The following is a 13,117-nucleotide window of genomic DNA, read 5'->3' on the forward strand; positions in this document are numbered from 1 at the left end:
CCTGACCCCGCTTGAGTCCGCCATGACCCGCCTGCACCGCCATCAACTCGTGCACCTGACGCCCGCCGCGTGGGAGCGGCTGCGCGCGATCGCGCGCGACGCCACCGAGCGGGAATGCCTGACGCTGTGGGCCTCGCGCGGCCTGCCGCTGGTGGTGACGCAGCAGCGCTGCGACGCGGGGACCGATCCGGCGTGGATCGCCATGGGACTGTCGGCGCCGCTGCGCTGGGAATCGCGCCGCATCGGCGTGAGCGTCCCTCGCGGCGAGGTGATGTTCTTCGACGAGTTCCCCACCGCCCGCGCCGTCGCCAAGCTGCTGCCCGCGCCGGCGCGCGCCGCATGGGACAGGTTGTGCCGCGCGACGCACGCCTGCGGTGTGCAGCCGCGCGTCTACGGCAGCTTCGGCTGGCAGGCGCTGTCGGCGATGGGCCATGTGCGGGCCGACTCCGACGCGGACCTGTGGGTGGCCGTGACCGACGCCGAACAGGCCGACCAGGTCGCCGCGCTGCTGGCGGACGCGGAGGTTCCGGGCCTGCGGCTCGACGGCGAGCTGGTCTTCGACGGCGACAACGCCGTGTCCTGGCGCGAATGGCTCACGTGGCGCGCCGGCGGCGTGCGCTCGATCCTGGTGAAATCCATCGGCGGCAGCCGGCTCGCGACGGCGCTCGGCGAGATCGTCCGCGACGTCAAGGCAGCCGCGTGAGGTCGGACATGGCAGCGCGACATGAAGGCCGCCCAGTCCAGGAGGACACGATGAACAGGCCTGTCCTGGCCCACGACTCCGCGTGGCACAGCGCGTGGCGTTCGGACCGTCACCCTGTGTCCGCCGGGCGCGGACTGACCGCCAGCGACATCGGGCGCGCCGCCGCGGTCGCGCTGCATGACGAACTGGCGCTCTCGCCCAAGCCGGGCCTGGTCACGCTGACAAGCAACGGCAGCCATCGCGACATGGATGCACGGACCTTCATGCGCAGCATCTCATCGCTGCGACGGTACTTTGTCCGCATCGCCCACCTGGGGGCGATGGACGCGGACTTCCCGGCGCTCGAGCGCGCCGGCATCGAGGCCGAAGCCCGGATGCTCGAGGCGACGGGCGGCATCAACACCCACCGCGGCGCGATCTTCCAGCTGGGGCTGCTGTGCGCGTCCGCTGGCGCCGTGGTCGCCGGTCATCGGCGACTGACGCCTGAGTCGATCCGCACGACGCTGATCGAGCGATGGGGAGCAGCGCTGGCACAGCGCGCGCTGCGGCCTTCGACCTTGCCGGGCGGCACTGCGGCACGGCGGCTCGGTCTGCGCAGCGCATCCGAGGAGGCTGCGCTCGGCTTTCCCGCCGTCTTCGAGACCGCCGTGCCCGCGATGCGGTCCGCCGTCGCGCGCGGCCTCCCGCGCGAGCGCGCACAGCTCGACACGCTCTTCCACCTGATGGCGACGCTGGACGACAGCAACCTCGCGCATCGCGGCGGGCTGGAAGGCCTGCGCTTCGCGCAGCGCGCCGCGCGCGGTTTCCTCGAACAGGGCGGCGCTTCGGCACCGGACGCGCTCGCCCGCGCCGACGCGATCGCCACCGACTTCGAGGCCCGGCGGCTCTCCCCCGGCGGTGCCGCCGACATGCTGGCGGCCGTGTGCTGGATGCGGCGCCTCGGTGCGATCGAAGGGATCGAGAGGATCGGGTGAGCGTCGCCATCGTCTTCAGCGGACAGGGCAACCAGCATCCCGCGATGCTGCCGTGGCTGGGCGACGATGCATCGCCGTCCACCACGGCACTGCTTTCCCTCATGCGCGAGACCTTGGACGTTGCGGATTGGCGTGCGGCGCTCGCCGATCCCGCATGGGCGCGCACGAACGCGCACGCCCAGGTGCTGATCACCACGACCGCGTTGGCCGCGTGGTCACAGATCGCGCCGCGTCTGGTGTCCGCTTCGATCGAGATCGATGGCGTCGCCGGCTACAGCGTCGGCGAGCTCGCCGCATGCGCGGCGGCCGGCGTGCTCGATCACGCGGACGCGATCGCGCTTGCGGCGCGACGGGCCGCCCTCATGGACGAGGCGGGCCGCGCGCATGCCGGCGGCCTCTGCGGGGTGACCGGTCTCGCGTCCGCGGACGTCGACGACGTCCTGCGCGGCACCTCGGTGAGCATCGCGATCCGCAATGGGGAGGACTCCGTCGTGATCGGCGGGCCCCTCCGCCCGACACTTGGCGCCGTGGCTCCCGAGGCATCCGACGCGTCCGACGCGTCCGACATGTTTGACAAGTCGGAGGCACTTGATGCGGTCGAAGCCTCGCTCGCATCGCGGGGCGCGCGCTGCACGCGACTCGCCGTGGCCGTTGCTTCGCACACGCCGCTGATGCGCGCCGCGGCGGAGGGCTTTTCCTCCGAACTCTCCGGCGCCGCCATGCACGCCCCCGCGCTCGCGCTCTTCGACAGCGACGCCAACCGCGTCTGGACCGGCGACCAGGCGCGCGCCGGTCTCGCCCGCCAGATCGCCCACACGGTGCAATGGGACGAGGTCATGGATCAGCTCGCCGCGCGCGGGCCGTGCTGCGTGCTGGAGATCGGCGGCGGCCAGGCGCTCGCGCGGCTCTGGCAGCAGCGGCACCCGCTGATTCCCGCGCGCTCGGCCGACGAGTTCCGCACGCTCGACGGCGTGCTCGCGTGGATCGAGCGTTCCGCGCCGTGAGGCGCGCGGCGCGGGTTCTCCCTCGATCGTTGCGGCGCGCGTAACGGTCCGCGCGCCACCTTGATTGAAGCGCCGTCGCACGGTCGATACCGTGCGCTTCATCGAGAAACGATGCGGCCGGCGCCCGACTTGCCGGACCGTCACAACAGGAGACAGCGATGAGCATTCACTGGATGTCGATCCTTCCACTCGTGGCCATGTTCATCGTGGCCACGGCCCTGCCCATCAACATGGGGGTGCTGGCCTTCGTCGGCGCGTTCCTCGTCGGCACGCTGGTCGCCGGCATGAGCGCCAAGGCCATCATGGCCGGCTTCCCCGCGGAGCTGTTCCTGACGCTGGCGGGCATCACCTACCTCTTCGCGCTGGCGCAGAACAACGGCACCATCGACTGGCTGGTGCGGCTTGCCGTGCGGGCCGTGCGGGGCCGCATCGCGGCGATCCCGTGGATCATGTTCCTGGTCGCCGCGCTGCTGACCTCGGTCGGCGCGGTGAGCCCGGCGGCGGTCGCGATCATCGCGCCCATCGCCCTGGGCTTCGCCGCGCGCCACGGCATCAATCCGCTGATGATGGGCCTGATGGTGATCCACGGCGCGCAGGCGGGCGGCTTCTCGCCGATGAGCATCTACGGCGGCATCACCAACAAGATCGTCGCCAAGGCCGGTCTGCCGCTGAGCGAGATCACGACGATGCTGGCGAGCTTCGGCGTCAACTTCGCGGTGTCGCTGGGGCTCTTCATCGCGCTCGGCGGGCTGCAGCTGATCCGGCGCGGCCGGGTCGCGGACGACGGGGAACTCGCGCCGATCCCGCCGGTCGCGCGCGCCCAAGGCGGCCCGCAGGTCTTCGGCGATGCGGAGGCGGCGTCCTACGGCGAAGGCCGCCGCGTCGCGTCGAGCAAGTCCTCGATGCTGGGCCAGGTCCAGACGCAGACCTTCAAGACGACCGGTCCGCACCAGGTGATCACGGCGCTGGGCCTGCTGCTGCTGGCGGTGCTGACGCTGGGCTACAAGCTGGACATCGGTTTCGTGTCGATCACGATCGGTCTGGTCCTGAGCCTGATGCAGCCGCGCCTGCAGAAGAGTGCGCTGGGTCAGGTGTCGTGGCCCGAGATCATGCTGATCGTCGGCGTGAGCACGTATGTGGGCGTGATGGAGAAGATGGGCACGATCGAGTACGTGGGCCACAGCGTCGCGAATCTGACGTCGCCGATGATGGCGGCGCTGCTGCTGTGTTTCGTCGGCGCGGTGGTCTCGGCTTTCGCATCGTCGACGGCGGTGCTGGGCTCGCTGATTCCGTTGGGTGTGCCCTTCCTGACGGGCGACAACTCGACGATGGCGATCGGTTTCATCGCCGCGATGGCGGTGTCCTCGACGATCGTGGACGTGAGCCCGTTCTCCACGAACGGTGCCCTGGTGCTGGCCAATGCCAAGGGCATGGACCGCGACCGCTTCTTCCGCCTGCTGCTGCTCTACGGTGCCGCGGTGACGGTCATTGCCCCGGTGGTGGTCTGGTTCCTCTTCGTGGTGCTGTGATGTTTCGAAGAGCTTGGCCGGAGCCGGCGGCGAAGCCGAGCGTTCCAGAACTGACTTGAGCGCCGTCTGCCTGAGCGAAGAGAGCCGAAGGCGAGCGGAGCGAGTTGGCGCGCCAAGCGAGGCGTGAGCCGCCGGCTCCGGCCAAGCTCGTCCGCCGCGGTCTCAAGCGTCCACGTACGCTGCCGCGATCATCTCGCCCGCGTTGATGGGTGAAGGCTCATCAACGCGCGGCGTGTAGATCATTTCGCCGATGCGGATGGTGGAGCCGGTGAGCACGCAGATGCCGTCGCGCTTGGACGGCACCATGTCCCAGATCTGATAGCCGTAATGGCAGGCGCCTGGATCGGACCAGGAGATGGCGGCGGTGCGTGGTGTCGGCCGATCGAGCACGTGGATGGTGGGGGCTGCCTTCACGTGTCGAGCGACTGCGGGTTGCGGCGCATGGGGCACGCCGCCGTTGCCGAGCCACGCCACTGTGCGCAGCCAACCGTCCCGGGACGGATCGCTCGCGAGATCCCTGTACATGCGACACCGCCTTTCTCATCCGCCGACAATCCGGCGTGAAAGCCTGAAATAATTCAACGCGTGATGAATATAACAAAGGCGGCCCTCCCGATGAACAAGACCCCGAAGGCGGCCGGGGCGCCACGGCGCCGCGGGCGGCCGAGCGCGGACTGTGCGCAAGGCGCGGACAACCTGCTGCGCACGGCGCGGCGGATCTTCGCGCTGCGGGGGTACGAGGCCGCCAGCGTGCGCGAGATCGCGCGCCAGGCCGATGTGGACCCGGCGCTGATCGCGCATCACTTCGGGTCGAAGGAGGCGCTGTGGCTGGCGGTCGTCGAGCAGATCAGGGTGCTGATGGACCCGATGCTGCAGACGGCCGCGGACCTGCGCAGCGATGTCGCGCTGGGGCCGCGGCAACGCGTCGAGCACTGCATGCTGTCGTTCATCGACCGCGTGTTCGAACATCCCGACATCGGCATCTTCTTCTCCACCGCCGCGACCGAGGAAGGCGAGCGCCTCAACGTGCTGGTCGACACGATCGTGCGGCCCTTCCACGATGTCTGCCTGCCGCTGTTCAGCGACGCGATGGACGCCGGTGAACTGCACCGCTGCGAGCCGGCGCTGCTGTTCTCGGTGCTGATGAACGGCATCAGCAAGACGGTGGCCTACGCGCATGTGATGCGCGCCGTGTCGACGCTGCCGGATGACCCGGCGCGTTTCAAGCGCGAGCTCACGGGCATCACGCTGCATTTGTTGCGCTGAGCATCGGATCGTCTTTCCTTCCCGGGCGGGATACACAGGCATACGAAAGCCGTATCGCGGATCGACGGGTCCCCGAAGAATCCGCTCCATCGCAGCATTCCGCTGCCAGCCTGGAAAGGATTCCCCATGCGACCGACCACCCGACGCTCCCCCCTTCGTCGTTCCCTGTTCCCGCTGCTGCTCGCCGGCGCTTCCGCCGTGGCGGCGGTGGCGTTCTCGCTGCCGCCGATGACCTCCGACGCGGCGGCAGCGTCGCTCTTCGGCAGCACCGGCATGGCCGGCAAACCCGCGCCCGCCTTCACCGGCATCGACAACTGGATCAACAGCCCGCCGCTGAAGATCGACGAACTGCGCGGCAAGGTCGTGCTGGTGGACTTCTGGACCTACACCTGCATCAACTGCCTGAACCAGCTGCCCTACGTGAAGGCCTGGCACGAGAAGTACAAGGACCAGGGCCTGGTGGTCGTCGGCGTGCATTCGCCGGAGTACGACGAGGAGCGCTCCACCGCCGGCCTCAAGGACGCCATCGCGCGCCTGGGCATCCGCCACGCCGTTGCGCAGGACAACGACTTCAAGACGTGGAAGAGCTACAACAACCGCTACTGGCCGGCGATCTACCTCATCGACAAGCAGGGGAAGATCGTCTACTCCCACTTCGGCGAGGGCCAGTACCAGCAGACCGAGGCACAGATCCAGGCCTTGCTGAAGCAGCAGGGTTGAGCGAGCAGGCTTGAATGATCGGGAGGGCGCGACGTTCAGTCGCGACCCTCAACCGCCATGGACAGGACGTAGCCTTCGCTGCGGACGGTCTTGAGGTACTTCGGCTCGCGCGCATCGTCGCGCAGCCGCTGCCGGATGCGGCTCACGAGCAGATCGATCGAGCGTTCGAAGAGTTCCGCCTCCCGCCCCTGCGTGAGGCTCAACAGCTGATCGCGGCTCAGCACCCGCTGCGGATGGTCGAGGAAGACGCGCAGCAGCCGGTACTCCGCGCCGCTGAGCGGCACCACCGTGCCCTGCTGGTCGATCAGGTGACGCTCGATCGTGTCGAGCACCCACTCGCCGAAGGCCAGCCGCGGCGACTCGTCCGTCGAGCGCATGTTGGGCGGCAGCATCCGCGCGCGCCGCAGCACCGACTTGATCCGCGCCAGCAGCTCGCGCGCCGCGAAGGGCTTGGCGAGATAGTCGTCGGCGCCCATCTCCAGCCCGAGGATCCGGTCCGCCTCGTCGCCGCGCGCGGTCAGCATGATGACCGGCGTCGCCTTGTGCTTGCCCGCGCGCAGGTCGCGGCACAGCGACAGACCGTCCTCGCCCGGCAGCATCAGGTCCAGGATCACCAGGTCCACCGGCGTGCCGGTCTCCATCGCGATGCGCATGTGCCGGCCGGTCGGCACGGCCGTCACCTTCAGGCCGTTGCGGGTCAGGTAGGTGGTGAGCAACTCGCGGATCTCGCGGTCGTCGTCGACGATCAACACATGATCCTGGGTGGGGGCGGACGTCTGCATGGGGATTCGGTGGAACGCATCGAACGGGATGAGCCGCAATGTACCGGTCCCGGCCCCGCCGGTGGTACGGCCAGGCAATGTTGTGTCTCCGGTGCGGGACACGGATACACGCCAATACAAAGGCGCCCACAAGCGCGCCGCCCGCGCCTATAACCCTGCCTGCGGGATTCAGCACTTCCACCGCCGCTGGCCCTCACCCCCGCCCTCTCCCGCAAGCGGGAGAGGGAGCTAGAAGGGCCTCTTGCCTTCGCCGTTTCTCCAACGCTTCGGAGATCCTGGTGAACGTCGTCCGCCCAACGCTTTGGAGATCCTCGTGAGCCGCATCATCGATTACTTCTTCGCCCCGATCAGCCCCTGGACTTACCTCGGCCACGAGCGTTTCTCGGCCATCGCGCGCGACGCCGGCGCCACCGTGCGGCTGATACCGATCGACCTGCTCAAGCTGTTCGCCGTCTCCGGCGGACTGCCGCTGCCGCAGCGCCCCGCACAGCGCCAGGCCTATCGCCTGCTGGAGCTGCGACGCTTCTCGCAGCACCTGGGCATGCCGATGAACGTCGAGCCGGCCTGCTTCCCGGTCGCGCCACACAAGGCCGCGCGGCTGATCATCGCGGTCGACCAGGCCGACGGCGCGGACGCCGCGATGCGCGTGACCGGCGCGCTGCTGCGCGCGGTCTGGGAGCAGCAGCGCGACATCGCCGACGACGCGACGCTGACGGCCATCCTCGCGGAGCAGGGTCTGCCGGCCGAGCGGTTGACGCGCTCCGCCGAGGACGACATCGGCGCGCAGTACGACGCCAACACGCAGCGCGCCATCGACGCCAGCCTGTTCGGCGCGCCGAGCTACGTCATCGACGGCGAGCCGTTCTGGGGCCAGGACCGTCTGGACTTCGTCGAGCGCGCGCTGGCGGCCGACCGCGCATGAGCACCGTGCCCGCCTCGACACGCGCGCCCGCTCCCGAGCCGGCGTCCACGCCGGCCCCGAAGCGCCGCTTCGGCCCGCGCACGCTCTTCGCGCGCGTCTTCTGGCTGATGGTGCTCGGCATCGCGATCGCGCAGGCCATGGCCTACGTCGCGATCCGCCAGGAGCGTTCGATGGCGTTGCGGGCGCTGATGATGTCCGGCGTCGAACGCGACATCGCCACCGGCGTCGCCGTGCTGGACCGCCTGCCCGCGGCCGAGCGCGGCGCCTGGCTGGACCGGCTCGAGCGCCCGAACTACCGCTTCGCCCTCGCCGACGAGATCGACCCGCAAGCCGGCCCCGTGGAGCGGACCGACTTCAACGGGCCCTTCGTCGACGCGTTGACGCAGGCGATGCAACCCTTCCGCATCGAGCGCGTCGTGCAGCTCGGCGCCAGACGCTACCAACTGCTGGTGCGACTCAACGACGGATCGGCGGTGACCGTGCACGCGCGCCGCGTCGACATGCCCGTTCCCGAGTGGGTGATGTGGGTGCTGGGCGCGCAGCTCATCGTGCTGGCGGTGTGCAGCTGGATGGTGGTGCGGCTGGTGACGCGTCCGCTCAAGACGCTCGCTTCGGCGGCGGACGACCTCGGTCCGGACCTGTCGCCGCGGCTGATCCCGGAGGAAGGCCCCGCCGAAGTCGCGCACGCCGCGCGTGCCTTCAACGCGATGCAGCAGCGCATCGCCGGCTACACGGCGGAACGGGTGGAGATCCTGGCCGCGATCTCGCATGACCTGCAGACGCCGATCACGCGGATGCGGCTGCGCGCGGACCTGATGAACGACGAGGAACTGCGCGACAAGTTCCGCCATGACCTGAACGCGATGCACCTGCTGGTCCGCGAAGGCGTGACCTATGCGCGCACGCTGCACGGCACCTCCGAAGTGCCCGCGCGCCTGGACGCAGACGCGCTGCTCGCGAGCATCGTCGGCGACTACGAGGACGCCGGCGAAGCGGTGACGCTCAGCGGCGAGGCCGGGGCGCCGATCATGGCGCAGCCGCAGGCGCTCAAGCGCATCCTGGTCAACCTGCTGGACAACGCGCTGGCCTTCGGCGGACAGGCCGAGATCCAGGTCACGCGCAGCGCCGCGCAAGACCCGACCCCTCGCCTGACGATCGCGGTGCTGGACCGGGGCCCCGGCATTCCCGAAGACCAGCTGCAGGCGGTGTTCAAACCCTTCCACCGGCTGGAGACTTCACGCAATCGCGACACCGGCGGCACCGGCCTCGGCCTGGCGATCGCGCTGCAGCTCGCCACCGCCATGGGAGGGAGCTTGTCCCTCCATCACCGGACCGGCGGGGGGCTCGAAGCGCGCCTCACCCTCCCGGCGTCGCTGCCTTGAACACTGTCCACGGCTTCTGTGGACAACTCTGTTGGCTCAACGGGCAGGGATGCTGCAAGCCGTTGATTCGTCACGGAATTCATTGCAATGCCGCGAAATGAGGCAATGGTCCGGACGGGCCATCCGACGCGCACTTCGCCAGCCGTCAGACTGTCCCTGCGAACTGTGGACAAGTCTGTTGGCTGCCTCTGCAGGGGCGAGGTAAGCTGTTGTTGTACAAGGCAAAAGCTTTCCGTGCTCCAAAACAAGGCACCATGGAGGCGCGGGCGGTTGGTGACCATCAGCGCTTGACTCGACCAGCCGACGCGGTGGGCAAACTTCGTTCCCTCGCCGCAGTTGCTCACAGTGCCCACCGGTTGTGCACCGGGCCGCCAGACTGTCCACGGCCTCTGTGGACAAGTCTGTTGGCTGCCCGGGCAAGGATGCTGCAAGTGCTTGTCGTGGCAGGGAATTGCTTGCAATGCTGCGGAATGAGGCAGCGCTCGTTCATGCGGGGGGCCAAGCGCGGGCACTCCACGAGGCAGGGGGCATCCCTCCGGGAACCCCCAGCCTCATTCCGGCCCCAGCAAGGCTCGCTGGTCGCGGGCCTTGGGATGCGCTGGAGGTGCGTGGGAGGCGTGGGGAACTTGGCGCTGGAGGGTGGCTACACGATCCGGATGCCCAGGTTCGGCAGGCCGTCGATGTGGCAGTCGATGACATCGCCCTTCACGACCGGGCCGACGTTCTCGGGGGTGCCGCTGTAGATGATGTCGCCGGGCTTGAGCTCGAAGGCCCGCGACAGCTGCGAGATCTGTTCCGCGACGCTCCAGATCATCTGGCTCAGATCCGCATCCTGCTTGGTCTGGCCGTTGACCTTGAGCCAGATCGCGCCCTTGGACGGGTGACCACCGAGCCGGGCCACCGGGTGGATGGGACCGATCGGCGCCGAGCGGTCGAAGCTCTTGCCGATCTCCCACGGCTTCTTCTGGTCGCCCATGCCGCGCTGCAGGTCGCGGCGCGTCATGTCGAGCCCGATGGCGTAGCCGAAGACGCAGTCGAGCGCCTGCTCCGTCGTGATGTCGCGGCCACCCTTGTTCAGCGCGGCGACCAGTTCGCATTCGTAGTGATAGTTCTTCGTCAGCGTCGGATACGGGTGATCGGCGACGGTGCCGGGTGCGACGTTCTGGATCGCATCGGTGGGTTTCTGGAAGAAGAACGGCGGCTCGCGGGTCGGGTCGCTGCCCATCTCGCGCGCGTGCGCCGCGTAGTTGCGGCCGATGCAGTAGATGCGGCGCACCGGGAAGCGCTGGTCGCTGCCGACGATGGGGATCGTGGTCTGCGGCACGTCGAACGGCGTCTTCGCCGTCGCGGACGCTGGATCGGCCTGGCCGGGCAGCGCGCAGCCAGCGACGGCGCCGGCAGCCATCGCCGCCGAGGTGTTGAGCAGGGAACGTCGGTCCATCGCGGTCTCCTTCGAGGTTGAGTGCTCCGACGCGGCCCGCCCCTGGCGGACAGCCGCGGCCGATGGAGCGTAGGCGCCGGTCCCCGTCGACGCTTCCGCGTTTCCCCTCGAAGTCGGACGCCGGGGGCGAGACCCGCACGCCGGTGTCACCCGCTGTCGCGACGCCTGCCGTCGGCTGTCGCCCGGGCGCCGGTCGGGCGTCAGAGCGACGCCGTTCGCCAGCTCAGACGGCGCTGCCGGCGGCGAAGTCCACGATCATCTGCAGGCTCTTCAGCACCGGCGCGGGATCCTCCGCGTACTGCGCCTGCACGATCGCGCCATCGACCGCCATGGACAGCGCCGCGGCGATCTTCTTCCGCTGCCGCGACGCGGGCAGCAGCGCCGCGATCGCATCGGTCATGTCCTGCTTGTGGCGACGGGTCACGTCGACCACCTCCGGCAGGCTCGGTCCCATCTCGCCGACGCCGTTCAGGAAGGCGCAGCCGCGGAAGTCGCCGAGGGCCTGTCCGCCGAACCATTCCGACATCGTCGGCACCAGCGCCGCCGCGCCCTTGGTCGCGCCGCCGTGGCGTTCCAGCGCGCCGGTGAACCAGTCCATCCATCGCCCGTGTCGCAGCTCGAGGTAGGCCAGGATCAGGTCGTTCTTGCTTGGGAAGTGGCGATAGAAGGTGACCTTCGTGACGCCCGACGCCGCGATCACGCGGTCGATGCCGGTCGCGCGGATGCCCTCGGCATAGAACAGGTCGTGCGCGGTGCGCAGGATGCGCTCGCGGGCGGGCAGCTCGCCGATATCCACGCTGCGTTCGGTGTCGTTCATCCGGTCATTGTAGACAGACCTGTCTACATCCGCCAGAATCGGGAAGAGTAGACAGACCTGTCTACATGAGTCGCACAGACTTTCCATCCATCGACGAGAGGACCTAGACCATGGACACCCGCCCGCCCCTGCCCCCGTTCACCCGCGAGACCGCGATCCAGAAGATCCGCCTGGCTGAGGACGGCTGGAACAGCCGCGACCCGGCGCGCATCGTGCTGGCTTACAGCCCGGACACGCAATGGCGCAACCGGGCGGAGTTCCCGCGCGGCCGCGCCGAGGCGCAGGCCTTGCTGGAACGCAAGTGGGCGCGCGAGCTGGACTACCGCCTGATCAAGGAGCTGTGGGCCTTCGACGGCAACCGCATCGCCGTGCGCTTCGTCTACGAATGGCATGACGACGCCGGCAACTGGTTCCGCAGCCATGGCAATGAGAACTGGGAGTTCGACGCGCAAGGCCTGATGACGCATCGCCACGCGAGCATCAACGACCAGCCGATCAAGGCCGAGGACCGGAAGTTCTTCTGGCCCCAGGGACGGCGTCCGGACGACCATCCCGGGCTGACTGAACTGGGTCTTTGAGGTCGGTCAGCGTCCGCCGACCTCTTCCCGCCACGCACTGGGCGAGCGCCCCGTGTGCCGCAGGAAGAAGCGCGTGAAGTAGGCCGCGTCGGCGAAGCCGAGTCCATCGGCGATCTGCCGGACCATCAGGTTCGTGTAGCCGAGCTCGCGCTTGGCTTCGAGCAGCACGCGCTGGTGCAGCACCGCGAGCGCCGAGCACTGCAGGTGCCGGCGGCACAGCCGGTTCAGCTGCGTGGGCGTGATGCCCAGCGGTTCGGCCAGTTCCGCCACCGCGGGCTGACGGCGGTAGTGGCGCTCGACCTGGTCGCGGTAGCGGGTCAGGTGCTGCAACGCGCGTCCTTCACCGGCTGCGTGGTGCATCCCTTCTGCAACGTCGAAGCGCGCCGCCTGGATTGCCAGCAGCGCGACCGCATGGTCCAGCGACGGACCGCGCCAGGCGCCGGCGCCAGCGTAGTCCTCGCGCAGACCGTGACCGACCGCGAACAACGCGCGCGTCACGGTCGCGCCGCGATCAAGCGCGACCAGTCGCGGCTCGGACAGGCTGTCCAGCAGTTCGGGCAGGTGGTCGAGCAGGTCCCGCAGGCGGCTCTGGTCCAGCGTGACCACCAGCCCTTCCGTCTCCGGCGCGAAGCGGAAGCCGTGCACGGCCAGCGCCGGCACCCACACCAGCGCCGGCGCGCGCAGCACGCGTTCCTCCTCGTCCATGCGGACGGTCACGCGGCCGCGTTCGACCAGCAGCAGCTGCACCAGCGCACCATGGCGATGCGGCTGGATTTCCCAATTGTGCAAGCGGCTGCGATCGGCGATCGATTCCAGGTGCAACCCGTCCAGCGCCGACGATCGTCCTTCCTCGCCGTAGAGGGAATACACGGGCGTCGCCCCCTGTCGACGGGGAGTCCGGCGCGGCTTTCTGTCGATGACCATGGTTCGGATTGTGCAAGCCGAGGTCGGACTCGTCCATTCACCGTCCTACGGTCGCCCCGTAGGCTCCGACTCATC

General features: G+C 69.2%; 14 protein-coding genes. 9 read left to right on the forward strand and 5 right to left on the reverse strand.

The annotated features are described in order from the left end of the window. Window positions 1–22: 22 nt before the first annotated feature. From mdcG to AC1VNM_RS17225, 4 genes are all read left to right on the forward strand, one after another. Window positions 23–703: a malonate decarboxylase holo-[acyl-carrier-protein] synthase gene (mdcG, locus tag AC1VNM_RS17210; RefSeq protein ID WP_483107713.1), complete on the forward strand. Its 681-nt coding sequence runs from the start codon at window positions 23–25 to the stop codon at window positions 701–703. Window positions 704–753: 50 nt separating this feature from the next. Next, window positions 754–1,677, forward strand: coding sequence for a triphosphoribosyl-dephospho-CoA synthase MdcB (mdcB, locus tag AC1VNM_RS17215; protein WP_483107714.1), 924 nt, complete (start codon window positions 754–756; stop codon window positions 1,675–1,677). After that, window positions 1,674–2,681: an ACP S-malonyltransferase gene (locus tag AC1VNM_RS17220; RefSeq protein ID WP_483109294.1), complete on the forward strand. Its 1,008-nt coding sequence runs from the start codon at window positions 1,674–1,676 to the stop codon at window positions 2,679–2,681. The genes mdcB and AC1VNM_RS17220 overlap by 4 nt, the downstream gene beginning before the upstream one ends. Window positions 2,682–2,839: 158 nt before the next feature. Beyond that, window positions 2,840–4,210 (forward strand): SLC13 family permease, encoded by a 1,371-nt coding sequence (locus AC1VNM_RS17225; RefSeq protein WP_431100051.1) that lies wholly within the window; start codon window positions 2,840–2,842, stop codon window positions 4,208–4,210. Window positions 4,211–4,372: 162 nt separating this feature from the next. On the opposite strand, the gene AC1VNM_RS17230 is transcribed toward AC1VNM_RS17225, so the two are convergent. Then, window positions 4,373–4,735, reverse strand: a complete 363-nt coding sequence (locus tag AC1VNM_RS17230) for a DUF3331 domain-containing protein (protein ID WP_431100052.1) — start codon at window positions 4,733–4,735, stop codon at window positions 4,373–4,375. 90 nt (window positions 4,736–4,825) lie between these two features. Between AC1VNM_RS17230 and AC1VNM_RS17235 the strand changes: the two genes are divergently transcribed. Together AC1VNM_RS17235 and AC1VNM_RS17240 are read left to right on the forward strand one after the other, a co-directional pair. Continuing rightward, window positions 4,826–5,476, forward strand: coding sequence for a TetR/AcrR family transcriptional regulator (locus AC1VNM_RS17235; protein ID WP_483107715.1), 651 nt, complete (start codon window positions 4,826–4,828; stop codon window positions 5,474–5,476). Between the two features lie 228 nt (window positions 5,477–5,704). Continuing rightward, window positions 5,705–6,196 carry a thioredoxin family protein gene (locus AC1VNM_RS17240; RefSeq protein WP_377161752.1) on the forward strand — a complete coding sequence of 164 codons (492 nt, stop codon included), beginning with the start codon at window positions 5,705–5,707 and terminating at the stop codon, window positions 6,194–6,196. Window positions 6,197–6,231: 35 nt separating this feature from the next. On the opposite strand, the gene AC1VNM_RS17245 is transcribed toward AC1VNM_RS17240, so the two are convergent. Then, window positions 6,232–6,978 carry a response regulator gene (locus AC1VNM_RS17245; protein ID WP_377160512.1) on the reverse strand — a complete coding sequence of 249 codons (747 nt, stop codon included), beginning with the start codon at window positions 6,976–6,978 and terminating at the stop codon, window positions 6,232–6,234. A gap of 313 nt (window positions 6,979–7,291) precedes the next feature. Here AC1VNM_RS17245 and AC1VNM_RS17250 point away from each other — a divergent pair, with 313 nt between their 5' ends. After that, complete coding sequence (locus AC1VNM_RS17250) at window positions 7,292–7,900, forward strand: DsbA family protein (protein ID WP_483107716.1); 609 nt, start codon at window positions 7,292–7,294, stop codon at window positions 7,898–7,900. Further along, the gene (locus AC1VNM_RS17255) at window positions 7,897–9,282 is read left to right on the forward strand and encodes an ATP-binding protein (RefSeq protein ID WP_483107717.1); all 1,386 of its coding nucleotides are present in this window, start codon (window positions 7,897–7,899) and stop codon (window positions 9,280–9,282) included. Before AC1VNM_RS17250 ends, AC1VNM_RS17255 begins: the two co-directional genes overlap by 4 nt. Before the next feature lie 643 nt (window positions 9,283–9,925). On the opposite strand, the gene AC1VNM_RS17260 is transcribed toward AC1VNM_RS17255, so the two are convergent. Further along, on the reverse strand, window positions 9,926–10,723 hold the full coding sequence (locus AC1VNM_RS17260) for a fumarylacetoacetate hydrolase family protein (RefSeq protein ID WP_377160506.1): 798 nt from the start codon (window positions 10,721–10,723) through the stop codon (window positions 9,926–9,928). A gap of 223 nt (window positions 10,724–10,946) precedes the next feature. Further along, window positions 10,947–11,540, reverse strand: a complete 594-nt coding sequence (locus AC1VNM_RS17265; RefSeq protein WP_483107718.1) for a TetR/AcrR family transcriptional regulator — start codon at window positions 11,538–11,540, stop codon at window positions 10,947–10,949. A gap of 110 nt (window positions 11,541–11,650) precedes the next feature. Here AC1VNM_RS17265 and AC1VNM_RS17270 point away from each other — a divergent pair, with 110 nt between their 5' ends. Then, a complete protein-coding gene (locus AC1VNM_RS17270) occupies window positions 11,651–12,118 on the forward strand; it encodes a nuclear transport factor 2 family protein (protein ID WP_377160502.1) in 468 nt (155 codons plus the stop codon). 6 nt (window positions 12,119–12,124) lie between these two features. Here the strand turns inward: AC1VNM_RS17270 and AC1VNM_RS17275 are convergent, their stop codons facing one another. After that, window positions 12,125–12,988 carry a helix-turn-helix domain-containing protein gene (locus tag AC1VNM_RS17275; RefSeq protein ID WP_483107719.1) on the reverse strand — a complete coding sequence of 288 codons (864 nt, stop codon included), beginning with the start codon at window positions 12,986–12,988 and terminating at the stop codon, window positions 12,125–12,127. Window positions 12,989–13,117: the final 129 nt, after the last annotated feature.

The sequence above is a fragment of the Mitsuaria sp. MSU3D genome, assembly GCF_056867975.1.